This is a genomic window from Streptomyces sp. Y7, from assembly GCF_043195415.1.
GTDB lineage: Bacteria > Actinomycetota > Actinomycetes > Streptomycetales > Streptomycetaceae > Streptomyces.
Genome location: NZ_JBIDDQ010000003.1, coordinates 338,951 through 361,904, shown reverse-complemented (window position 1 = coordinate 361,904; position 22,954 = coordinate 338,951). Strand labels below are relative to the sequence as shown.

22 protein-coding genes are annotated in these 22,954 nt (G+C 72.5%); 10 read left to right on the top strand and 12 right to left on the bottom strand.

Translation table 11 applies throughout. The annotated features are described in order from the left end of the window. The first annotated feature begins 26 nt into the window (after nt 1-26). The gene (locus ACGFW6_RS12735) at nt 27-1,757 is read left to right on the top strand and encodes a methyltransferase (protein WP_393507539.1); all 1,731 of its coding nucleotides are present in this window, start codon (nt 27-29) and stop codon (nt 1,755-1,757) included. A 133-nt stretch (nt 1,758-1,890) separates the two neighbouring features. Next, a complete protein-coding gene (locus tag ACGFW6_RS12730; RefSeq protein ID WP_393507537.1) occupies nt 1,891-4,026 on the top strand; it encodes a PQQ-binding-like beta-propeller repeat protein in 2,136 nt (711 codons plus the stop codon). An 82-nt stretch (nt 4,027-4,108) separates the two neighbouring features. Here ACGFW6_RS12730 and ACGFW6_RS12725 read toward each other — a convergent pair whose 3' ends face one another. From ACGFW6_RS12725 to ACGFW6_RS12705, 5 genes are read right to left on the bottom strand one after another with little or no spacing between them, the layout of a single operon-like run. After that, nucleotides 4,109-4,753, bottom strand: coding sequence for a hypothetical protein (locus ACGFW6_RS12725; protein ID WP_393507535.1), 645 nt, complete (start codon nt 4,751-4,753; stop codon nt 4,109-4,111). 54 nt (nt 4,754-4,807) lie between these two features. Next, entirely contained in the window at nt 4,808-6,325 is a 1,518-nt protein-coding gene (locus ACGFW6_RS12720) for an ATP-binding protein (RefSeq protein WP_393507533.1), read from the bottom strand. After that, complete coding sequence (locus ACGFW6_RS12715) at nt 6,322-7,005, bottom strand: response regulator (RefSeq protein WP_393507531.1); 684 nt, start codon at nt 7,003-7,005, stop codon at nt 6,322-6,324. Before ACGFW6_RS12715 ends, ACGFW6_RS12720 begins: the two co-directional genes overlap by 4 nt. Before the next feature lie 23 nt (nt 7,006-7,028). Beyond that, complete coding sequence (murJ, locus tag ACGFW6_RS12710) at nt 7,029-8,651, bottom strand: murein biosynthesis integral membrane protein MurJ (protein ID WP_393507529.1); 1,623 nt, start codon at nt 8,649-8,651, stop codon at nt 7,029-7,031. Continuing rightward, entirely contained in the window at nt 8,648-9,844 is a 1,197-nt protein-coding gene (locus ACGFW6_RS12705) for a lipid II:glycine glycyltransferase FemX (protein ID WP_393507527.1), read from the bottom strand. Before ACGFW6_RS12705 ends, murJ begins: the two co-directional genes overlap by 4 nt. Before the next feature lie 277 nt (nt 9,845-10,121). Between ACGFW6_RS12705 and ACGFW6_RS12700 the strand changes: the two genes are divergently transcribed. Together ACGFW6_RS12700 and ACGFW6_RS12695 are read left to right on the top strand one after the other, a co-directional pair. Then, nucleotides 10,122-11,285 (top strand): Ig-like domain-containing protein, encoded by a 1,164-nt coding sequence (locus tag ACGFW6_RS12700; RefSeq protein ID WP_393507844.1) that lies wholly within the window; start codon nt 10,122-10,124, stop codon nt 11,283-11,285. Between the two features lie 317 nt (nt 11,286-11,602). After that, nucleotides 11,603-12,166 carry a lamin tail domain-containing protein gene (locus ACGFW6_RS12695; RefSeq protein WP_393507525.1) on the top strand — a complete coding sequence of 188 codons (564 nt, stop codon included), beginning with the start codon at nt 11,603-11,605 and terminating at the stop codon, nt 12,164-12,166. Between the two features lie 75 nt (nt 12,167-12,241). Here the strand turns inward: ACGFW6_RS12695 and ACGFW6_RS12690 are convergent, their stop codons facing one another. Then, the gene (locus tag ACGFW6_RS12690; RefSeq protein ID WP_393507524.1) at nt 12,242-12,820 is read right to left on the bottom strand and encodes an SRPBCC family protein; all 579 of its coding nucleotides are present in this window, start codon (nt 12,818-12,820) and stop codon (nt 12,242-12,244) included. Between the two features lie 318 nt (nt 12,821-13,138). Beyond that, entirely contained in the window at nt 13,139-14,170 is a 1,032-nt protein-coding gene (locus tag ACGFW6_RS12685) for a medium chain dehydrogenase/reductase family protein (protein ID WP_393507522.1), read from the bottom strand. 105 nt (nt 14,171-14,275) lie between these two features. Between ACGFW6_RS12685 and ACGFW6_RS12680 the strand changes: the two genes are divergently transcribed. The 5 genes from ACGFW6_RS12680 (at nt 14,276) to ACGFW6_RS12660 (ending at nt 18,308) form a co-directional block, all read left to right on the top strand. Beyond that, on the top strand, nt 14,276-14,932 hold the full coding sequence (locus ACGFW6_RS12680) for a TetR/AcrR family transcriptional regulator (RefSeq protein WP_393507520.1): 657 nt from the start codon (nt 14,276-14,278) through the stop codon (nt 14,930-14,932). A 183-nt stretch (nt 14,933-15,115) separates the two neighbouring features. Continuing rightward, nucleotides 15,116-15,805 carry a DUF4232 domain-containing protein gene (locus ACGFW6_RS12675; protein WP_393507518.1) on the top strand — a complete coding sequence of 230 codons (690 nt, stop codon included), beginning with the start codon at nt 15,116-15,118 and terminating at the stop codon, nt 15,803-15,805. 179 nt (nt 15,806-15,984) lie between these two features. Beyond that, the gene (locus ACGFW6_RS12670) at nt 15,985-16,752 is read left to right on the top strand and encodes a polysaccharide deacetylase family protein (RefSeq protein WP_393507516.1); all 768 of its coding nucleotides are present in this window, start codon (nt 15,985-15,987) and stop codon (nt 16,750-16,752) included. 173 nt (nt 16,753-16,925) lie between these two features. Continuing rightward, nucleotides 16,926-17,498: a dihydrofolate reductase family protein gene (locus ACGFW6_RS12665; protein WP_393507514.1), complete on the top strand. Its 573-nt coding sequence runs from the start codon at nt 16,926-16,928 to the stop codon at nt 17,496-17,498. A gap of 27 nt (nt 17,499-17,525) precedes the next feature. Then, nucleotides 17,526-18,308 carry a DUF899 family protein gene (locus ACGFW6_RS12660; protein WP_393507512.1) on the top strand — a complete coding sequence of 261 codons (783 nt, stop codon included), beginning with the start codon at nt 17,526-17,528 and terminating at the stop codon, nt 18,306-18,308. 82 nt (nt 18,309-18,390) lie between these two features. Here the strand turns inward: ACGFW6_RS12660 and ACGFW6_RS12655 are convergent, their stop codons facing one another. Next, nucleotides 18,391-19,221: an alpha/beta fold hydrolase gene (locus ACGFW6_RS12655; RefSeq protein WP_393507510.1), complete on the bottom strand. Its 831-nt coding sequence runs from the start codon at nt 19,219-19,221 to the stop codon at nt 18,391-18,393. Nucleotides 19,222-19,462: 241 nt separating this feature from the next. Between ACGFW6_RS12655 and ACGFW6_RS12650 the strand changes: the two genes are divergently transcribed. Further along, nucleotides 19,463-20,101: a DNA alkylation repair protein gene (locus tag ACGFW6_RS12650; RefSeq protein ID WP_393507843.1), complete on the top strand. Its 639-nt coding sequence runs from the start codon at nt 19,463-19,465 to the stop codon at nt 20,099-20,101. Here ACGFW6_RS12650 and ACGFW6_RS12645 read toward each other — a convergent pair. Genes ACGFW6_RS12645 through ACGFW6_RS12630 form a run of 4 tightly spaced genes read right to left on the bottom strand, consistent with a single transcriptional unit; the run spans nt 20,092 to nt 22,899 of the window. Continuing rightward, nucleotides 20,092-20,448 (bottom strand): MmcQ/YjbR family DNA-binding protein, encoded by a 357-nt coding sequence (locus ACGFW6_RS12645; RefSeq protein WP_393507508.1) that lies wholly within the window; start codon nt 20,446-20,448, stop codon nt 20,092-20,094. The genes ACGFW6_RS12650 and ACGFW6_RS12645 overlap by 10 nt on opposite strands. Next, a complete protein-coding gene (locus ACGFW6_RS12640; protein ID WP_393507506.1) occupies nt 20,445-20,879 on the bottom strand; it encodes a VOC family protein in 435 nt (144 codons plus the stop codon). Before ACGFW6_RS12640 ends, ACGFW6_RS12645 begins: the two co-directional genes overlap by 4 nt. Further along, nucleotides 20,876-21,559, bottom strand: coding sequence for a hypothetical protein (locus tag ACGFW6_RS12635; protein WP_393507505.1), 684 nt, complete (start codon nt 21,557-21,559; stop codon nt 20,876-20,878). Before ACGFW6_RS12635 ends, ACGFW6_RS12640 begins: the two co-directional genes overlap by 4 nt. Beyond that, on the bottom strand, nt 21,556-22,899 hold the full coding sequence (locus tag ACGFW6_RS12630) for an APC family permease (protein WP_393507503.1): 1,344 nt from the start codon (nt 22,897-22,899) through the stop codon (nt 21,556-21,558). Before ACGFW6_RS12630 ends, ACGFW6_RS12635 begins: the two co-directional genes overlap by 4 nt. Between the last annotated feature and the right edge of the window lie 55 nt (nt 22,900-22,954).

Sequence of the window (22,954 nt, the reverse complement as noted above, 5' to 3'; positions counted from 1 at the left end):
GCACCCCCCGAATGAGGATCCCCGCAATGATCACGACGTTGTCGGGCGACACGTCCCGCCTGCTCGCGACGGTCGACTTCGTCAAGGAGCAGGACACCGCCACCCTGCTTCCCCTCCTGCTTCCAGGGCTCGACGGCCCGGAGCTGCGCACTCTCGCGGAGCACTGCCGCTTCGCCCATGCCGCGCTGCTCGTCTTCCCGTCCGACGAGGCGGAGTTGCGCACCATGCTCGACGACTGCGGCCTCGTCGCGGCCCTGCCGCCGCGGCCGAGTGTCGTCGTACGTGAGCGACTGGCCGTGCGGCACCGGCGCCCGGCGGCCGTGCTGGACGTCGGCATCCTGCGCCCCGCGGTGGTCGGCGCCGACGGGGAACGGCGGATGGTCGAGGTGTTCGCGCTGACCGTGCCGCCCGGATCGGGCCTGGACCCGATCGCCGCCCACGAGCGGGAACAGCAGCACGAGACACATGTCGCCTTCGAGGTCGCGGCGCCGGACCCGCTGGTGCTGCGCGGTCTGTGCGCGACCTTCGCACGCCACGGCGCCACACCGGACGGCGGCGGATACAACCCGCACGAGAACGGCACGGTGTTCTACTTCACCGCCCCCGCCGAAGCCAAGGTCGGCTACCGGCGCGTGGAGCTGTACGTCCCCGGCGACCACCGCGACATGCTCGCCGCCCACCTCGACGAGCATCGCGCCCGGCAACCCGCCGAAACGCTCCTGCGCCTGCTGACCGGGGCGTGGACGACGCAGGCACTGGCCGCGTTCACCCAGCTCCGGATCCCCGACGCCCTGGACGGCGAGCGCGGGGTCGGCGTCGAGGAACTGGCGCGGGAAGTCGGCGCACGACCGCGGAACCTGGCGACACTGCTGCGCTACGTCGCGATGCTCGGCGGGGTCACGGAGGGCCGCGACGGGTTCCGGCTCACCGCGCTGGGCGCCCTGCTGCGCACGGACGCCCCGGGGTCGATGCGGGCGCTGGCGCTGATGTACGGCGGCCCGTTCTACGAGTCGTTCGCCGGGCTCGCGCACACCGTGCGCACCGGAGAGGTCGCCTTCGAGCACCTCTTCGGCGAGAACCACTTCGACCACTTCGCCCGCGACCCCGAACTCGCGGAGCTCTTCGACCGGTCCATGGCCGCCGGATCCGCCATGTTCGACCCGGTGCCCACGCATCCGGTGCTCACCGCCGCGGCCGAGACGCCCGCCGGGGCCACGGTGGTCGACGTCGCGGGTGGCAACGGGGAACTGCTCGGCCGCATCCTCGCCGCGCACCCACGCCTGCACGGGATCCTGCTGGAGCGTCCGCACGCGGTCGAAGCCGCCCGCCTCCGGCTGGAGGAGGCCGGCCACGGCACGCGGTGCGCCTTCCTGGCCGGCGACTTCGCGGACGTGCCCGAAGGCGGTGACGTCTACGTCCTGTCCCGCGTCCTGCACGACTGGGACGACGAGCGCTGCCGCGAGATCCTGCGCCACTGTGCCCGCGCGATGCCCGACCACGCCGATCTGCTCGTCGTGGAACGGGTCCTGCCCTCCGACGGCTCGGTCTCGCTGGCCACCGCCTGGGATCTGCACATGATGTGCAACGTCGGCGGGCGCGAACGGCACGCCGACCACTACGCCGCGCTGTTCGCCGACGCCGGTCTCGCCCTGGTGGATCGGGCCGGACTGCCCCTGGACGGCAACGTGTTGCATGTGAGGAAGGCGCGGTCGGGGCCGGCCGGTCCGTGCGGCGGCCGGCCCGGGAATCCCGGGTAGCGGGCCGGCGGCCGTACGACCGCCGCGGTCCCGGCGGGACACCGACCCGCCCCGTGGGCGGCTCCGCTTCCGGGACGGCAGGCCCTACGCTGATCCCCGTGAGGCAGGCAGGCGCTGGGGAGGATGATCGGCGATGACGCCCCTGAGCAGCGGGGACCCGGAGTCCATAGGCGGGTACACCCTGCTCGGCCGGCTCGGGGCCGGTGGCATGGGAGTCGTCTACCTGGGGGTCTCCGCCTCGGGACGGCAGGTCGCGGTCAAGCTCGTCCGCGGGTCGTACGCCCAGGAAGAGGAGTTCCGTACACGCTTCCGGCAGGAGATCGCGGCGGCGCGCAGAGTGAGCGGCGCCTTCACCGCGCCCGTCGTGGACGCCGACCCGGACGCCGAGCGGCCCTGGATGGCGACGCTCTACGTGCCGGGGCCCACTCTGGCCGAAGTCGTCGAGAAGAACGGCCCGTTGTCCCTGCGGGACCTGCGCACGCTGGGACTGGGACTCACCGAGGCGCTGCGCGACATCCACCGGGCGGGCCTGGTGCACCGGGACCTCAAACCGGGCAACGTCCTGATGACCGGGGACGGGCCGCGCGTCATCGACTTCGGCATATCGCGCGCCTCCGACAACCAGAGCCTGACCGTGACCGGGCGCATCATCGGCACTCCGCCCTTCATGTCGCCGGAACAGCTGGCCTCGCCCCGCGAGGTCACCTCCACCTCGGACGTGTTCTCCCTCGGGTCCCTGCTGGTGTTCGCGGCGGTCGGCACGAGCCCGTTCGACGCCGACAGCCCCTACATGACCGGCTATCAGGTGCTGCACGAGCCCCCGGACCTCGACGGCGTACCCGAAGCGCTCCTGGGCATCGTCGGGCACTGCCTGGACAAGGACCCGGCCGCACGGCCGGAGCTGGCGGACCTGCACCGGATGCTCCGCGCGCTGCCGGAGTCCGACAGCGTCGCGCCCCCGAAGACCCTGGACTCCGCGAAGCCCCGGCCCCGCCCGGCCCCTTGGGGCACGTCCACCGCCAGCCCCGGCGCCGCGACCCGCACCGGTAAGGCGCGCCGCCCTCGGATGCTGATCGCCGGTCTCGTTGCCGCGCTGGCCGTCGCGGGGCTGAGCGCCGGTGCGGCTGCGTTCGTGTCCGGCGAGGACACGACGACCACCGCCGCGACCCCCGAGCGCACCGCGTCCCTGCCCGACGGATGGCAGCCGTGGCGCACGGCCCTGCGCCGCGACGCGAAGGGCGTCCCCCTCGACTACCAGAGCCTCGGCTGCGTGACGGACGCGACCGCCCTGTTCTGCGGCGGAACCGGTTTCACGGTCGCCGGGATCGACGCGGCCTCCGGCCGCACCCTGTGGCGGACCGGCACCCGCCCCCAGGGGGTGCGGCCGATCGGCGTACGCGACGGGCTGGTCTACGTGTACGAGGATCCGGACGACTCGATCAGACGCGTGGTGGCCCTCGACGCCGGCACCGGGCAGCGCCGGTGGCAGCGCGACATCAGCAAGTCCGAGGACGCGATCCTGTACGACGGCGGACTGCTGACCCTGTCCCCCGACCACTCGACGTTCCTCGCGTACGACCGCTCCGGCAAGGAGCTGTGGCAGGCGCCCTCGCTGGACGAGTACTGCACCACGTCGGTTCTCGGAGGCACTCCGTACGCCCTGTGCACGGCCGCCGACGAGCCCGGTCAGGCCCCGGTCGACCTGATGAGGCTCGGCCCCGGCAGCCTGACCGAGATCGCCACGCTCCCCAAGAAGGCGCAGGCGCTCGGCGCCGTCGACGGCCAGCCCCTGTTCCTCGCCCCGCAGACCGCGAAGGACGTCTACGAATCCGGGTACGAGCGGCCGTACAACGCGCTGCTGCGGGTGGACCCGAAGTCCGGGCAGATCCGACGCACGCCCCTGGCCCGCCCGCTGACCGGCACGGCCACCCTCGCGAGGGGCGTCGTCTACTTCGTGCGGGCCAACGGCTCGGTCACCGCGGTGGCGGCGGACAGCGGCAAGCGGCTCTGGCAGAAGTCGACGGACATGGAGAGCCTGTCCGAGCCCGCGGTGTCGACGCCGTACAAGCGCGTCTACTTCTCCAACCGCTTCGGCCGCCTGCTCGCCCTGGACGCCCGCACCGGAGCGGAGATCTGGCGCACCTCCGCGCTGGACGACCCCGGGGACAAGGCGCAGGGCACTCCGCCACGAGTCCTGCTCGTCAAGGACGCGCTGGTGGCCACGGCCGGCGACACGGCGTTCTCACGCGGCCCGGACGGGGGCAGCTGACCCCGCTCACGGACCCGCCCCCGGGCATCACCGTCCGGTACGTCCCCGCCCGGAACGAGCGGTTGAGCACGCGCAGTACGGGTTACTCGGGGGCCTTCGTCCGTGCCCCGGTCCGCGTCGCCGCGGGTTCGTCCCCGGCGCGGCCGGGGGCGAGTCCGCACGTGCCCGACCTCGCTGCCCCGTCCTGCCCCCTGAGCTCCACCTCGACCTGGCCGTCGGCATCCTGGCTGTACGCGATCGTGCAGGTCAGCTGGCGGAGCGCCGTGCTGTCCAGGCCCGCCAGGGGGAACGGGAGATGGGCTGTGACCTTGACGTCCCGGGAGAGGTCGACCTTGACGGTGGTGCCGGGAGGGGTGCTGGGCAGGGCGGTGGTCAGGCCGGCCGCGCGGTCCTCGGGCCCGGGGCCACCGAGGAGGGCCTGGACCACCTTCCGCGTCGGTACCGGCCCTTCCGCGTCGTCGGCGTTCCCCGCTCCGGAGCCCGACTCGGCGTATCCGGCTCCGAACTCGGTCGCCGACTCGGTCGTCCGGATCACGGGCGTCAACCTGCCGTCGGGGGCGCGGAAGAAGAGCAGCATGTCGAAGTCGCGGTTGAGGAACGCCTGGAAGCTCGCGGGGCCGCCCGCCTCGATGACGTCGGTCCCCTGGATACCGCAGCCGCCGAGCAACGGCACGGCCGCCGCGACGGCGACGACCAGCGCCCCCCGATGCCTTCCGGCACGCCGCATCCCCCGCATCCCCCGTCCCCCTCCACGCGAGGCGGCGTCCCGCCCGCGCCCGCCTCATCCCCCGCCGTCCCCCTCCGCATGAAGCGGAATCTCGAGCGTGAAGACGGCACCGCCCTCCGGCCGGTTCCCCGCGTGGATCGTGCCGCCGTGCAGCCTGACGTTCTCCAGCGTGATCGCCAGGCCCAGACCGCTGCCCGCCGAACGGGTACGGGCGGCGTCGGCCTTGTAGAAGCGGTCGAAGATGTGCGGAAGCACCTCGGGACGGATGCCGGGGCCACGGTCCATGACCTGCGCGATCAGCACGGGCGTGCCCGCGGACCGCGCCTCGGTGCCCAGCCGCACCGACACCGGCGCACCCCCGTGCCGCAGCGCGTTCCCCACCAGGTTGGCCATCACGACGTCGAAGCGGCGCAGGTCGAGGCGGGCGCGGATGCCCTCGGGGAGGTCCGTGCGGATCCGGTCGTCCGTCCAGTGGCGGCTGTGGAGGGTCTTGCGGATGGCCTCGGCGACGTCGACCTCGTCGGCGTTGAGTTCGGCCGCGCGGGCGTCGAAGCGGGAGATCTCCATGAGGTCCTCGACGAGTACGGCGAGCTTGCCGGTCTCCGCGCTGACCAGCCGGACCGCCCGGGCGGTGTCCGCGTCCAGAGCGTCCGCGTCCTCGTCGAGGACCTCGGTGACGGCGAGCATGCCGGCGAGGGGCGTGCGCAGTTCGTGCGAGACGTCGGAGGCGAACCGTCGCGCGCGGGCCTCGGCCTGACGCAGTTCCCGTACGGTGCGCTCCAGTTGGGCGGCCGATTCGTTGAAGGTGCGGGCCAGGTCGGCCAGTTCGTCGCTGCCGCGTACCGCGATGCGGGTGTCGAGTCTGCCGCTGCCCATGCTCCGGGCCGCCTGGCGCAGTTCGCGCACCGGGCGCAGCACACTGCGCGCGGCGAACAGGCCGGGGATCAGCGCGACGGCGAGGCCGGGCAGGGCGCCGTCCCGTGCGGCCATGAGGAGGGCGTCGACGTTGACCTGTTCGTCGGTCATCCGCATGACGGCGTACAGGACGAGTCCGCTGGGCAGCACGCTGTCCGGGCTCGTCCTGAAGACCATGGGCATGGCGATGGTCAGGTAGGGCACGCCGTCCTTGACGACCCGCTCGAAGGCGCCGTGCGGGTTGGCGCGCGCGGCCCGGCGCAGTTCGGGTGTGATGACGGTGGAGACGGGGTTCTCGCCCGACGAGGCGCGGACCGAGCCGTACTCGGCGAACACCACCCAGGGGTGCGGCTTGCCCTTGCGGGCGATGTCACGCAGGACTTCCTGCAGGCCGCCGCCCTCCTCCCGTACGGGCAGCCCGAAGCCGGTCAGCTGGACCTGGTCGCGGAACGACGTGACCGCCGTGTCCTGGGCCGTCTGCAGCACCGCGGTGCGGGCCTCGCGGTAGGTCAGCGCGGCCGTCGTCCCGGCGCTGACGGCGGCGACCAGCAGGAACGCCAGCAGGAGCCGGGTGCGCAGCCCGAACGCCCGGAACCCCGACCGCTCGCCGCCCTCCGTACCGGCCCGCCCGCGGCCGGGCCGGAGACCGGACCTCACAGTGGTCCGAAGCGGTAGCCGAAGCCCCGCAGGGTCTGGACGTAGCGGGGGCTGCCGGCCTCGTCCTCGATCTTGCCGCGCAGCCGGGCGACACAGGCGTCGACCAGCCGGGCGTCGGCGTGGTAGCTGTGGTCCCAGACGTGCTCCAGCAGTTGCTGTCGGCTGAACACCTGCTCGGGGGCGGCGGACAGATGCAGCAGGAGCTTGAGCTCCGAGGGCGCGAGCGCGAGCGGCCGGCCCGCCTTGGCCACGGTCAGTCCGACCCGGTCGATGGTGAGTTCGCCGTAGAACTCGATGGCGGGGCGGCCCTGGCCGCCGTCGTCCAGGCGGCGCAGTACGGCCCTGATCCGGGCCTCGATCACCTCGGTACGGGCGGGCTTGACGATGTAGTCGTCGGCGCCCGCCTCCAGACCGATGACCACGTCGAAGTCGTCGCCGCGCGCGGTGAGCATGATGATCGGCAGCTGGCTGCGGTCACGGACCTGCCGGCAGACCTGTACGCCGTTCATGCCGGGCAGCATCAGGTCCAGCAGCAGCAGATCGGGGCGGAACTCGGCCAGCGCGGCGAGGCCGGCCTCGCCGGTCGCGGCCGCCCGTACCTCGTGGCCGCGGCGGCGCAGACCGAGTTCGACCCCCTCGCGTACGGAGGGGTCGTCCTCGATGAGGAGCACGCGGGACATCGGCGGTTCTCCCTCGGTGGTGGTCAGGCCCGGGTCCGGGGCCGGTTCGATCTGCGGCGTACGCCGGCGAGCAGCGCGTCCAGTTCGGTGAGCCGCAGCGGACGGGCCAGCAGGGCGTAGGTGAGGACGACGGCGCTCGCACCGGCAACCGTGGAGACCACCGCCCCCACCCGCGCGGTTCCCAGGACCGCGAAGTGGCCCAGCGCGGTGGCGGGGACGGCGGCCAGCAGCAGCCGTACATGGGCGCCCGCGGCGGACGAGCGCAGGGGCCGGACGACGGCGAGCCGGCGGCTCAGCACCCGCCCGGTCAGCGCCCAGCCCGCGCACAGCGCCAGTGAGTACGCCGCCGCCATGCCGGTCACCGCCCAGCGGGCCGGCAGCACCTGTGCGGCGGCCACGGACAGTCCCGCGTTGAGGGCGACGATCACGAGGTTCAGCAGGAACGGCGTACGGGTGTCGGAGAGCGCGTAGAAGGCACGGGACAGGACGTACTGGCCCGACAGGGCGATCAGTCCCGGTGCGAAGGCCATCAGGATCGCGGCCATCGCGGCCGTGTCGGCGGCGCTGGTCCGGCCATGTCCGAAGACGAGGTCCATCACCGGCCGGGCGAGCGCGAACAGCGCGCAGGCGGCGGGTACGACGGCCGAGGCGCAGACGCGCAGGGCGTGCGAGACGTCGCGGCGTACGGCGGCGGTGTCCCCGTCGGCGGCGGCCGCGCTCATCCGGGGCATCAGCGCGGTCACCACGGAGACGGTGATGATGCCGTGCGGTACGACCCACAGCGCATAGGCGTTGTTGTACGCGCCGTATCCGGGACCACCGTCGAGGCCCGCGGTCGTGGCGAGGCGGGTGGTGACCCAGTACGCCGCCTGGTTGGCCAGGACCAGCAGCACCAGCCAGCCGGCCGAGCGCAGCGGGCGGGTCAGTCCGCTGCCGCGCCAGTCGAAGCGGGGCCGCCAGCGGAAGCGGGCCGCGCGCAGGGCGGGCACGAGAGCGAGGGCCTGGGCGGCGATGCCGGCGGTCGTGCCCCAGCCGAGCACGGCGGTCTCGGTGGCGGTGAGGGTGTCGCCGCCGCCCAGGGCCATCGCCAGGTACAGGCCGAACACGGTCATGACGACGAGGTTGTTGAGCACCGGCGCCCACATCATCGCGCCGAACCGGCCGCGGGCGTTGAGTATCTGCCCGAGCAGCGTGAACAGTCCGAGGAAGAAGATCTGCGGCAGGCAGGAGCGGGCCAGGGCGGTGGTCATGGCCGCCTGGCCGCCGGTGTAGTCGGTGTACGCGTCGATGATCGCCGGGGCGGCCCACACCGCGGTCGCCGTGATCGCGAGCAGGGCGATGACGCAGACGGTGACGAGCCGGTCGGTGTACGCGGCGCCCCCGTCGGCGTGCTCCTTGGCGGCCTTGACCAGTTCGGGCACGAAGACGGCGTTCATCGCGCCGCCGAGGAGCAGCATGTAGACGATGGTGGGCAGGGCGTTGCCGACCGCGTAGCCGTCGGGGATCGGCCCGATGGTGCCGATCGCTGCCGCGACGACCGCGGAGCGGGCGAAACCGGTGGCGCGGGAGACCAGGGACCCGGCGGCCATGACGGCGCTGCCGCGGGCCGGGGTGGTCTTCGCCGACTTGGTCGCCGTCCGGCTCATCGGCGGTTCAGATACGCCAGGAAGGCGCGGTGGAGCGTGTGGTTGGCGCTGCCGCCCAAGGGTCTCTCCCATTCCCCCAGCGTCTCGACGACCTGTCCTCCGGTGCCGAGCTTCCAGCGCAGCAGTCCGTACGCACGTTCGCCTGGATCGAGAGTGGAGGGTACCCCGCGCATGTCGTAGACGTCGGCGCCGAGCGCGTGGGCGTCCAGCAGCATCCGCCACTGCAGGGCGTTGGAGGGCCGGACCTCGCGGCGGTGGTCGGCCGAGGCGCCGGTCTGGTACCAGGCACGGCGGCCCACCGTGATCAGTGTGTGGGCGGCGAGGATCTCCCCGCGGTGACGGGCGAGGTACAGCTTCATCCGGCCCGGTTCCTCGGCGTTGAGGGCCGCGTACTGTCGCTCGTAGTAGGCGAGCGAGCGGCCGAGCCGGAAGCCGTCGCGTCGCTCGGTGATGCCCAGCAGCCGGTAGAAATCGGGGAGTTCGGCCGCGCTGCCCACGACCACCTCCACGCCCTCCTTCTGGGCCCGGCGGACATTGCGGCGCCATTCCTGGTTGAGCCCGGTCCACAGCTCCTCGGTGGTGCGGCCCGCGAGCGGTACCTGGAAGACATGCCGGGGCTGGGCGTCCCCGTCCTCCCCGGTGCCGTCACCGCCGCAGCGGCGCCAGTCCCGGGCCCGCAGCCGTTCGGCGACGGCGGTGCCGAGCGGATCGACCTCGCTGGCGAGGACGTCGCCGAGGCGCCGGCCCGGTCCGGTGAGCGGCTTGAGCCGGGCGGCGTCCCAGCGCCGGTAGGCGGGCGACGGGCCGATGCGGACGGCGAAGGCGCCCGCGCGGCGCAGATGTTCGAGGAGCGGGCCGAGCCAGCCGTCGATGTCGGGGTCGCTCCAGTCGGCGACGGGGCCTTCGGGCAGGTAGGCGAAGTACTTGCGGGTGCCGGGGAACTGCCGAAGCAACACGAGGGCCACGCCGGTCAGTTCGCCGGCCTGCGGATCGGGCCCCCAGCCGAGGAGCTGGGCACGCCAGCCCTCCTTCACGTCGGCCCAGGACGGGCACTGGAGGAATCCGGCGCCGAGCGCGGCGCCCTCGGGGGAGGCGAGGAAGGCACGGTAGGTCTGCGCGGAGATGGTGCGCAGAGCGGAGCCACGGTCGTGTGCCCGGTGCGGGCGGCCGGGCGGAACGAGCAGCGCTGACACGGTCTGAGCCTCTCCTTCTCCCCGGGCCTGTCGCGGGGACGTACAGGAGGCTCACAGCGGCCCATGACCGCTCCGTCCGGCGAATGTGACGGGACCATGACCGTTCCTCACCAGTCGCCGTCACATCGCTCCGTAGCCGCTGACCTCGGGTTTTCCGGCTCTACAGTCACGACATCGCCGACTCTTCCCACTCGTTCGCTTCCCTCCGGAGGTCCCGTTGTCGCGCACCCGTGCACTTGACCGAGCCCGTGTCCGGGCCGTCGTGGTGGCCACCGCCATGGCCGCCCTGCTGACGCCGCTCGCCGCCTGCTCGTCGAGCGGCTCCGCCGGCTCCTCGGGTTCCTCGGACGCCGGGGAGAAGCCGGCCGCCGCCGACCGCCCCGTCACGGTGACCGTCACGCCCGAGGGGGAGAAGGTCCCGGCGGGCGAACCCGTGAAGGTCACGGTGACGGGCGGCAGGCTCACCTCGGTGACCGTCACCGACGGCGAGGGTCACCGGCTCGCGGGCGAGGTCGCCGCCGACGGCCGGTCGTGGGTCTCCGCCCGCAAGGCCGTGCCCGGCGCGGCGTATGCGGTGACGGCGGCGACCCGGACCGAGGCCGGAACCGCGAAGACCACCAGGACCGCCTTCACCACGGCTTCCGCGGACAAGGTCAACAAGGTCGACTGGCGGCCGGGCACCGGCACCACCGTCGGCGTCGCGCAGCCGATCTCCCTGGTCTTCGACCACCCGGTCCGGAACAAGGCCGAGGTCGAGAAGCAGCTCAGGATCACCACCTCGAACGACACCGAGGGCTCCTGGGGCTGGATACGCGACTTCTCGGGCCGGGACCGGGTGGACTGGCGGCCCAGGGCGTACTGGAAGCCCGGCACCGAGGTCAGGCTGAACGCCGAGCTGAACGGCACCGACTCGGGCGCGGACGGCGGCTGGTTCGTACGCGACTACACGACCACCTTCACCATCGGCGCCCGGCAGATCGTCGAGGTCGACCTCGACAGCCATCGGCTCACCCTCGTCCGCGACGGGGAGACGGTGCGGCGCATACCGGTCTCCGGCGGCACGCCCGGCGGTGACAAGCGCTCCTGGCGCGGGACGGCCGTGCTCATGGCCAAGGAGGGCACGATCAACATGAACTCCGAGACGGTGGGCCTCGCCGACGCCTACGACAAGATGGTCGACTACTCGATGCGCCTGACCTGGTCCGGCATGTACGCCCACGCCGCCCCGTGGAACGCCCGCTACTTCGGCAACTCCAACCACAGTTCCGGCTGCATAGGCATGAGCGACGCGAACGCCGCCTGGTTCTACGCCCAGGTACGCCCCGGCGACCCCTTCGAGATCACGGGCAAGGACACGAAGGGCGTGGTCGAGCCGGGCAACGGCTTCGGGGCGTGGAACGTGTCGTGGGAGGAGTGGCGGGGGAAGAGCGCGCTGCGCTGAGGTGCGAGAACCCGCACCCGCTGTTACTCACTTTCGGGTGATGGCCCGACCCCTCGGGGGGTGCCTCACTGCGGCGGAGCGACGTCAAGCCCCAACGCCCACAAGGCTTTCCGACCTGTCGTCGCGTACGCCCTGAGCCAGGGAGCGCATAGGTGGACATTGCATCCGAGGGTCATAGAAATATGGGCAATAGGTAACAGAGGCGACGCCTTCTCCTGAAGTTCTCCACAACGTGGACAAGGTGTGCGTGCGGCCAGCCGGTCGCACGCACACCGCACCGACCCTCGGGGAAGGTGTCCGCACCACAGGGAGACCCCTTGTCCGCTTCCGCTTCTGTCAGCGCCCGCCGTCTCGCCGCCGCCGCGCTCGCCGCCGGCGCCCTGGTCTCGGTCGTCACGCTGCCGGCCTCCGCCACCGACCACTCCCACCACGCCCGTCCCGAGCGGTCGAAAGTGCAGATCTCGGACGTCCAGTACGACTCCCCGGGCCGCGACGACCGCTCCAACCGCTCCCTGAACCGGGAGTGGGTGGACATCACCAACACCACCCGCCACACCGTCGACCTCGACGGCTGGACCCTCGAGGACGAGGACGGTCGCACCTACACCTTCGACCACTACCGCCTGGAAGGCCGCGCCACGGTCCGCGTCCACACCGGCGTCGGCCGCGACACCGACAGCGACCTCTACCAGGACCGCCGCCAGTACGTCTGGGACAACCGCTCCGACACCGCCACCCTCCGCAACGACCGCGGCCGCCTCGTCGACAGCGAGTCCTGGGGCTACGACCGTCACCACGGCGAGTCCCGGGGCCACGACCGTCACCACAGCGAGTCCCGAGGCCACGACCGTCACCACCACAACGGCGGCCACCACCGCTGACCCCGACACCACCCGTCGGCCGCTCCGAGCGTAAGGCCCAGGCCGGAAGCCTGGGCCTTCTTCTTTGCGGCGTGCTCAGTTGTCGCGGCCCCCGGAGTGGGCCTCGGCCGTGGTTTTGAGGTCGTGGAGCCAGGCTTCGAGGCCGGCGCCGAGGGCGGCCGTCGCGGTGGGGACGTCCGCTTCGACCTGGTCGCCGGTCCAGGTCTCCTCGGTGTGGACGTGGACGCCGCCCTTGACCTTGCGGAAGGTCCACAGGTGGACGCCCTCGTCGATGCGCAGGCCCTCGCCTATCGCCGGTCCGCTCCACAGGACGCAGTGGTTGCGCCGGAGTTCCTGGACGGTGGAGGTGATGGAGAGGGTGGTGGCCGGGGTCGTCGGGGTGGCGGGGGCCGGGGTCGTCCAGTGGAACCGGGAACCCGGCTTGAGGCGGCCGGAGTCCAGACGTTCGGCGCTGGTGACCGGGGGCTGCCAGGACGGCCAGCGTTCGACGTCGGTCTGGAGCTTCCAGATGGTGCTCAGGGGCGCCTCGATCACGACGTCGGACTCGTAGCGGATGACGGCACCGGCGTCGACGCCGCGGCCCTGGCACTGGGACGTGCCGCCGTGCGGGGTCGCCTGGGCGGCCGGGACGGTGCCGGCGAGGACGCCGGTCACGGCGAGCGCGACCGTGACCGCGGCTGCGGCTGCGGCTGCGGCTGCGGCGCTTCGCGACCGACGCGACCGACGCGACCGACGCGACGGCTGGACAGGGGACTTCGAGGGACGGTTGCTGAACATGGCGGGTTCCTCTCGGTGGTTGGTGCGAAGGGGGTGGGTCGGCGATGCTCCGGTGCTCGTCGGCGGGGTCGGCCGCACTGCGGCGCTCGCCGGCTGGGTGGCCGCACTGCGGCTCTCGTCGGCAGGGTCGGCCACTGCGGTGCTCGTCGGCCGGGCCGGCCGCACTGCGGCGCTCATCGGCAGGGCCGGTGCTCGCTACGGGTTCAGGACGATCTTTCCGGCGACCGTGCCCGACTCGGCCAGCCGCAGGGCGTCGGCGGCGCGGGTGAGGGGCAGTTGTGCGGCGATCTGGGCGCTGACCTCACCGCGCTGGAAGGCGGCGAAGACCTGGGTGAGGTCGCTGCGCAGACGGGCGCGGAAGCGGTTCTTGGCCAGGGCCCGGCCGGCCCAGACGTTGAAGAAGTAGGCGCGGCGGCGGTTGGGCAGGGCGTTCCACAGCCACACCCGGAAGAGGAGCTTGAGGACGGGCCACTGCTTGGAGCCCTCGTCGTCACGGGTGGAGGCGCTGCCGTACGAGACGAGCGTGCCGCCGGGGGCGAGGAGGCGCCAGGAGTCGACGATGCCGCGGCCGCCGACGTGGTCGAAGACGGCGGCCACCCCGCGCGGGGCGAGTGCGCGGATCCGGGCGGCGACGTCGCCGGCGCGGTAGTCGACGGGGGCGACTCCCCGCTCCCGCAGGGCGTCGTGGTGGCGCTCGGACGCCGTACCGATCACCCGTGCGCCCGCGGCCTGGGCGAGCTGGACCAGGACCGATCCGACACCGCCGTTCGCGCCGTGCACCACCACGGTGTCCCCGGCGCGGACCCTGGCCCTGCGGTGCAGCATCTGCCAGGCGGTGATGCCGTTGACGACGAGGGTCTCCGCCTCCGCCGCGCCGATCCCGTCGGGCACCGGCACCACGTCCGCCGCGTCGACGCGCACATGGCTGGACCAGCCGCCGACCTTGAGCAGCGCGGCGACCCTGGTGCCGGTGAGGCCCGGGTCGACGCCCCCGCCCGTCGCCAGCACGGTGCCCACGAGGTCGTAGCCGGGGACGAACGGGAAGGGCGGCTGGTCGTAGTAGCGGCCGCGCCGCATCTGCTGCTCGGCGAAGGAGACGCCGGTCGCCTCCATCCGGACGACGACCTGACCGGGGCCCGCGACGGGGACGGCCCCGTGCCGCAGCTGAAGCCCTTCGGGCTCGACCTTGCCCGGCAGCACGACCTCGACGAGTCCTTCGGTGTTCATGGCGACGACCTCCACAGGCCCTTGGGTTACTTGGCTTCGCGTTCGTTAGAAGTTATAACGCAACCGATTCGAGAGTGTCAATAACTTCAGTGATAACCTCTAACTATGGTGAACTCGGAAGCGAAGACCCCGCGCGAGCGCTACCGGGCCCAGGTCCGCGCGGAGATCAAGGAACGGGCGTGGGAGCAGATCGCGACGGCGGGCGCCTCGGCGCTCTCGCTGAACGCGATCGCCAAGCAGATGGGCATGAGCGGCCCCGCCCTGTACCGGTACTTCGGCGGCCGCGACGAGCTGATCACCGAGCTGGTGAGGGAGGCGTACCGAAGCCTCGCCGACACCTTCCGCGCGGCCTCGGAGGCCGGCGCCGACCTGACCGGCCTGGCGCACGCCCTACGGGCCTGGGCGCTGGAGGACCCCCAGCGCTACTTCCTCATCTACGGCACACCCGTCCCCGGCTACCACGCGCCCGACGACACCACCGCGATCTCCTCCGAGATCATGGCCACTCTCCTGGACGCCTGTACCGCACTGCCCCCGCACGGCCCGGCGACACCGTTCGACGCGCACCTGGAGAGCCACCGGGACTGGGCGGGCGGCCATCCCGCTCCGCCCGCGGTCCTGCACCGCGCCCTGACCTTCTGGACCCGGCTGCACGGCGTCCTGTCCCTCGAACTGGCCGGACAGTTCTCGGGTATGGGGTTCGACCCCGCGCAGCTCTTCGCCGCCGAACTCGACGTCCTGGTCGGCATGCGGGCCGACTGACCGCGCGGGAGCGCGCGCCGTACCGCGGCGGGGCCTCGTGATCATGTCACCGCTCTGTGACAGCGCTGTCCTGGAACGAAGGCGCCGGGATCCCCGCGGACCGCAGTCCCCTCCTAGTGATCGAGCAGCATCGAGCAGCCGAAGGCGCTTCGGCCTCAACCGACCGATCACCAAGGGGATTTCATGTTCGGCAACCGTCGCAAGGCCCTCCTCGTCTCCGCGGCCCTCGTGGGCGGCGCCATGCTGATGACGGCATGCCAGGACAAGGACGCGGCCACCGACACCGGCGCCGCCAAGGGCTCGTCCTCCTCCCCCGGCCGGTCCGGCGACGACGCCACCCCGGCCGGCTCGTCGAACAACGGCGGCAGCGGCAGCGGCAGCGGCACCGGCAAGGACACCGGCAGCTCGGGCAAGGGGAGCGACGACGGCGCCGGATCCGGCGCCGACACCGGCAACGGCGGCCGCGAGCAGGTCGAGCAGGGCTGCGGTGCCAACGACATCTCCTGGAGCACCAGGTCCGAGACCCAGGCCGGCGGCTACATCCTCGTCATCGCCAAGGCCAAGCCGGGCATCACCTGCTACCTGCCCGCCGAGCTCCCGACCGTGGCCTTCGGCTCCGACGGCACGCAGGCCGGTCCCGCGGAGCAGTCCGTCGGCGAGCAGATCAAGCTCAGCGGCAGCACCGCCGCCTACGCCGGCGTCAACCCCAAGACCACCAACACGGACGGCGGCAAGGAACTCGACAGCATCATCGTCGCCGTCGGCGACAACGACCCCAACCCCGAGTCCCTGCCCGTCGGCACCATCACCGTCGACAAGCCGATCGTCACCAACTGGCACACCGCCCCCGCCGACGCCGTGCCCTTCAGCTGAACGAACCGGCGCCACGACAGGGCCGGTTGCGGGCACCGGCCGTCGAGTTGTCCGCGAAATCCCCCGGGATTGTCCTTGATCGGTAACGGACGGATCCCGGGGCCGTCGTCCGTCGTCCTGCCAGGTGGCCGCGATGCGGCCGGGGGATCGGCGAGGAACTACGCGAAGGTGGGGCGGACATGGCGCGGCACGGTGGTGGGCGGGGCTGGTACGGCAAGCTGATCGGGGCGGCGCTCGGTGTGACGGTGCTCGCCACCGGCGCCTCGGTGTGGACCGCGCAGGCCGGTGCCGTGGACGGCTCGTCGCCGAAGGCGACCGCGCCGGCCGCGCCCGCCGTCAAGCCGGTCGACGTGAGCATCGTGCACGCCTCCGACAAGGGAGCCCGCGGCGTCAACATCACCATCGACGACGGCCCCGACCCCGTCTGGACCCCGCCCATGCTGGACCTGCTGCGGGAGTACGGCGTGAAGGCCACGTTCTGCATGGTGGGGACGCAGGCGCAGGCCCATCCCGACCTGGTCCGGAGGGTGGTCGCGGAGGGGCACCGGCTGTGCGACCACTCCGTCTCGCACGACACCACCATGGACAGGAACACCCAGAGCTACCAGTCGCAGCAGATCCTCGACGCCGAGCGCATGATCACCAAGGCGTCCGGGGGCGTACGGCCGATGTACTACCGGGCGCCGGGCGGTGCCTTCACCCCCTACAGCCGTAAGGTCGCCGCCGCCCGGGGCATGCGTCCGCTGGGCTGGAACGTGGACACCAAGGACTTCGAGCGGCCGGGCACGGACGCCATCGTCGCCACCGTCCAGCGGGAGCTGCCCAACGGGCCGACGCTCCTCTTCCACGACGCGGGCGGCGACCGCTCCCAGACCGTGGAGGCGCTGCGCCGGCTCATCCCCTGGCTCAAGGACCAGGGCTACTCCTTCGGCTTCCCGGTGCGCTGAGCCCGGCCCCCGGCCGACCGGCGTACCGGGGCGCGTCGCTCCGCTCCTCGGGTGCGGCGGGCACAACGATGAGTTTCGGATGCGGACCGGGTCTACGGGTGTGACGGTCATCGAGACCCACCCCGAGGACCGCCGGTCCGCAGCCTCATCGAGCCCGCACCGAGGAGAACGCCATGACGGCCACCTACACCTTCGACGTCTTTTCCAGCCTCGACGGCTACGGCGCGGCCGGCGCCGACTGGTCCGGCTACTGGGGCAAGCAGGGCCCTGAACTGCTCGACCACCGCCTCGCGTTGTACGAGACCGATCAGCGGATGGTCTTCGGGGCCAACACCTACCGGGCCTTCGTGCAGATTCTTGCGTCGAACACCGAGGAGTCGGTGCGTGACCCGTGGGTCACGCGGATGCGGCACATGCCGGCGACGGTGGTGTCGAAGACGCTGCAGGGCCCCCTCGACTGGCCGGACGCCACCGTCGTCAGCGGTGACGCCGTCGACGTCGTCGCCCGGCTCAAGGAGGAGTCCGAGGTGCCGTTGCGCTCGCACGGCAGCCTGTCGATGAACCGGGCGCTGATGGCCGCCGGTCTGGTCGACTTCGTGCAGGTGACGCTGTTCCCCGTGATCACCGGCCGGACCGGCCTGGACCCGATCTTCCGGGGCGCGGCCGACTTCGACCTGGAGCTGGTCGAGCACCACACGCTCGACGGTCACATCCAGGAGCTCGTCTACCGGCCCACCCTCCACTGACCCGCACGCAGACACCCCGGAGGAACCATGACGAACACGCCCAGTGATCCGAGCACCGCGCCGTCCGGGCGGCCGCCCGTCGTCGACCTGGCCACCTGGCAGGCCGCCCGCGACGAGCTCCTGGTCCGCGAGAAGGCACACACCCGTGCCGGCGACGCCCTGGCCGCGGCCCGGCGGCGGCTGCCGATGGTGGAGTTCGACGGAACCGTCGAGGTCGTCGGGCCCGACGGTCCGGTCCCGTTCCTGGAGCTGTTCCAGGGGCGTGACGAGCTCGTGGTCTACAAGCACATGTGGTACGACGGCGCGCCGCACCAGGGGCAGTGCGAGGGCTGCACCACCACGGCCTGGCATCTGAGGGACTCCGTGTACCTCAACGCCCGCGGCGTCTCGTTCGCCGTCCTGACCACGGGCCCCTGGGAGGAGGTGGCGTCCTACGTGACGTTCATGGGCTACACGGAACCCTGGTACTCGGTGCGGGGCGTGGAGGGGCCGGCCGGCGGCCCCATGGGCTACCTCACCTCCTACCTGCGCGACGGCGACCGGGTGTTCCTCACCTACTCCACGACGGGCCGCGGCAACGAGCGGGTCAACCCGGCCATGGGCCTGCTCGACATGACGCCCTACGGCCGCGGCGAGGCGTGGGAGGACGACCCCGACGGATGGCCCGAGGGGCGCGACGCGTGCTGGTCCTGGCGCTCGGACGCGGACGGGAACCCCACCTGGGGGCCGACCAGCCGCCCCACAGCGCAGTGGACACGCCCCGGCGCGGGCCCCGTGGAGACCCTGGGCCGCCGAGGCCACCACCACTGAAACACCCTTGCCCGCCGCGCGGGGCTGAGCTCGCGCGCACGGTCACGCAGCGGGCCGGACGACGAGGCCCGGCCCGCCGGGGTCAGGAACGGATGAACGCGAGGATGTCCGGGTTGAGGACTTCCGGGTGGGTCGTCAGCATCCCGTGCGGATAGCCCTCGTAGCTCTTGAGCGTGCCGTTCTTCAGGAGCTTGACGGTCAGGGGCGCCGAGTCGTCGTACGGGACGACCTGGTCGTCGGTGCCGTGCGCGACGAGGACGGGCACCTCGATCTGCCGGAGGTCCTCGGTGAAGTCGGTCTCGGAGAACGCCTTGATGCACTCGTAGTGGGCGTTGGCCGCGCCCATCATGCCCTGGCGCCACCAGTTGTCGATCATGCCCTGTGACACCTGCGCGCCCGGCCGGTTGAAGCCGTAGAACGGTCCGGTGGGGATGTCGATGAAGGACTGGGCCCGGTTGCCGGCGACGCCCTCGCGGAAGCCGTCGAAGACCTCGATCGGCAGACCGCCCGGGTTGGCCTCCGTCTTCAGCATCAGGGGCGGTACGGCACCCACCAGCACCGCCTTGGAGACGCGGCCGGCCTTGGCGCGGGCGACGTAGCGGGTGACCTCGCCGCCTCCGGTGGAGTGCCCGATGTGGACGGCGCCGCGCAGGTCGAGTGCGTCGGTGAGGGCGGTCACGTCCGCGGCGTAGGTGTCCATGTCGTGGCCGGTGGCGGTCTGCGTGGAGCGTCCGTGGCCACGGCGGTCGTGGGCGATGACCCGGTAGCCCCGCGCGAGGAAGAACAACATCTGGTTGTCCCAGTCGTCCGCGCTCAGCGGCCATCCGTGGTGGAAGACGATCGGCTCCCCGTCGCGGGGACCCCAGTCCTTGTAGAAGATCGTGGTGCCGTCGCCGGTGGTGACTGTACCCATCGCTGATCCTCCGCTCGTCCGGGCGCACCCCTGCCACGGAGAGGTGGGGGGAGGCACCCGGGACCTACGAATGCACGCCCCTCGGGCGCGGTCCGGATGTACCCGGCCCACACTACGCTCGGGCCGTGCGGGCCACATCCGCAGAGGGTCGTGCTCCGCCCGGGCCGGGCGGAGCACGTGCGAGGGACAGGAGGCCGACGTGGCCGATACGACGGTGACCGAGGCGACCGTGGCCGAGGTGATGGCGGAGCTGGCGGGGCTCGAGGACGCGAAGACGCGCGCCGTGAACGAGCGGCACGGTGACGATCACGGGGTGAACCTCAGCAAGCTGCGGGCGGTCGCGAAGCGGCTGAGGACGCAGCAGGACCTCGCGCGCCGGCTCTGGGCCACGGACGACAGCGCCGCGCGGCTGCTGGCGCTGCTGATCTGCCGGCCCCGGGCGTTCGAGCGGGACGAGCTGGACGCCATGCTGCGCGAGGCGCGGACGCCCAAGGTGCACGACTGGCTCGTGAACTACGTCGTGAAGAAGAGCCCGCACGCCGAGGAGCTGCGTCTGGCCTGGTTCGCCGATCCGGACCCGGTGGTCGCGAGCGCCGGCTGGGCGCTGACCACCGAGCGTGTGGCGAAGAAGCCCGCGGGCCTCGATCTCGCGGGGCTGCTCGACCTGATCGAGGCGCGGATGAAGGACGCCCCGGACCGCCTGCAGTGGGCGATGAACCACTGCCTGGCGCAGATCGGGATCGAGCACTCCGAGTACCGGGCCCGCGCGCTGGACATCGGTGAGCGCCTGGAGGTGCTCAAGGACTACCCGACCTCCCCGGGCTGCACGTCCCCGTTCGCTCCCGACTGGATCAACGAGATGGTGCGCCGTCAGGGCTGAGCGGGCAGCGACTCGAGGTAGGCGTCGCCCACCGACCGGGGCACCGCCATCAGCCAGGCGTCCAGGACGAGCGGGACCAGCTCCTGCCGGGTGAGGACCGGCATCCGCAGGTGGACCCAGTTGTAGCGCAGGTCCGAGGCCCGTGGGAGCTGGAACTTCTCGGGCTCGGCGGCGATCAGCGACTCGCGTTCCTCCCTGGGGAAGGCGAAGCCCATGGTCGTCTCGTCCGGGGAGACCGAGGCGTACACGATGCGGCCGACCTTGAACTTCACGTACTCCCGGATCAGGTGCTCCTCGGTGCGGGGCAGGTGCAGCGCCGCCGCCCGGACGTCGTCGAGGGTGATCACACGGCCCTCCCCAGGTCCGGTGCGTAGTGCACCAGCTCGATCAGCAGGTTGGCCGGTGCCGGGGCGTACAGGAACGCCACCGTCATGCCCTCGCGCGCGCCCTTGCAGGGCTCCGCGTCGACGGCGGTGAAGCCCTGGCGGCGCAGCCGGGCCGTCTCGCTCTCCAGGTCGTCGACCTCGAAGGCGAGGTGGTACAGCCCCGGGCCCTGACGCTCCAGGCGGCCCTCGATGGCGGAGCGCTCCTGCGTCGGGGAGACGATCTCCACGGCCGGGTTGCCGAGGCCGCCCCCGAACTGCCAGAACGCGCAGGCCACTCCGTAGTCGTCGGCATGGCCCTCGTCGTACTTGCGCATGCCCAGCGTGGTCATGAAGGCGGCCACACCCTCGGGGTCCTCGGTGGCCAGCCCGATGTGGTCTATGCGAAGGATCACCGTGTGTCCGATCGGGTCAATGTGAGGTACGCGTAGTCGTCCAGCATCTTGGAAAGCGGTCTGCCGGGACACCCGTACAAGTTGGCGAGCGCCTCTTCGTCGCCGCCGCTCTCGGCGAGCACGCGCCGCGCCCAGTCCCGGTTGAGGCGCTGGTGGGCGGTGTAGGCCGCCGCGTCGCGGGCGCCGTGCAGCTTGCGGGCGATGGCCTCGTCCCAGGGGACGAGGGCGTAGGGGCGCAGGCCGTGCAGGAGTTTCGAGGCGGCGGTCGCGCCCAGGGTCCGGGGGCGCTCCGGTGTCCCGGCGCCGAGCGCGCACAGGCCGGCGTAGCACTCGCCGAGGGGCTCGATGTCGTCGTCGGTGAGGTCGCTGAGCCGGGTGTCCGGTGCCGGGAGGAGCTTGTACCAGCGAGCGGTCCACTCGCGCAGGGCGGGACCGAAGACGTCCGGCTCCCCGGGGCGGGGGTAACGGATCCTGCATCCCCAGGAGTTCAGCCACTTCAGGGCGGCCGGAGGGTCGTCGTGCGGCAGCGGGGCGTACGAGGCGGGCGCGGGCGGGGCGGCCCCGCCGGCGTCCAGTCCGAGGAACGTGGCCACCGCTGCCCGCAGGCTCCGCGCGGTCGGTACGGCGTCCGCGGTCACGGACTCCCCGTCCGTGCCCGCGGACTGCGGCTGAGGTGTCACGAGGCGGATTCCCGGGCGTCGGAGGCCGTCTCCAGCGGCGGCGTCGCGGGTACGGCGTTCTCCACCGGCGCGGCGGACCGGCGGCGGCGGTTGATCCGCAGGTAGAGCAGGGCCGCCCCGGCGACGGCCAGCGGCCAGAGCAGATAGACACCGGCCATGATCAGCAGCGCCGTGACGGCCACGCACGCGCCCAGCGCCGAGGCCCGGCCCTTGGTGCCCTTGGGCAGCAGCTTCACGGCGGCGGCGACGCCGATCGCGTAGACGGCGACGAACGAGCCGGTGGTGAGCAGGACGAGCGGTGCGGTGCCGAGGCCGGAGGTCACGACGGCGAACAGGGCCAGGAAGGACAGGCCGGACACGACCGCGAGGCTGCGCCGCGGCACCTCGCCGGCCACGCTGCCCCGGGACATCCACGAGGGCAGCGCGCCGTCCCGGGCGAGGGCGGCGCCGAGGTTGGCGGCACCGGCGTAGTAGGCGTTCATGGCGCCGGTGGTGAGCAGCAGCGCCGCGCCCGCGGCGAGGTAGCGGGCGTCGCCGCCCAGGCCGGCGGCCATCAGGTCACCGAGCGGCGCGTCGGACTCCGATGCCTTCGCGCCCAGGACGACGATCACCGCGAAGGCCACCAGCAGATACAGCCCGCCGACGATCACGACGGCCGAGTAGGTGGCCCGGGGCAGGTCCCGCGCCGGGCGCTTGAACTCGCCCGCCAGGTGTGTGATCGCCTCCCAGCCCGCGAAGCTCCACACCAGCAGGGCGGCCGCCGGCAGGACCGCGGACCAGCCGTGCGGGGCGAACGGTTCGAGGTTGGCCGTGTCCGCCTTCGGCAGCGACAGCGCGACCGCGATCAGCAGCAGCGTGACGAGCAGGCCGGCCAGCATGAACTGGAACCGCCCGGTCACCCGCAGGCCCAGCGTGTTGGCGGCGGTGACCACCACCATCAGGCCGACGGCGGTCACGGTCGTGGTGGTGGTGCCGCCGCCCACCGCGGAGGAGACGTAGGCGCCGCCGAAGAGCGCCGCCGCGGCCGCGCCGGGCGGTACGGCGAGGTAGAAGCACCAGCCGACCACGGCGGAGGCACGCTCGCCGAACGCCTTCATGGCGTAGGTGGAGACGCCGCCGGCGTCCGGGTAGCGGGCCCCCAGAGCGGCGAAGGCAGCGGCCAGGGGGGCCGACAGGACGACCAGGGCCAGCCAGGCGAGCAGGGACGCGGGGCCGGCCTCCTCGGCGGCGAGGGCGGGCAGGGCGATGACACCGGTGCCGAGCACGGCGCCCACATACATCGCGGTGCCCTGGACCGCGCTGAGGGTTCCCCCGGAGGGTTCTGTCTTGGCTTCGCTCATGCCGGCCAGCATCGCCCGCGGGCTCTCACCGACACCATCGGCAGTTTTGACATCG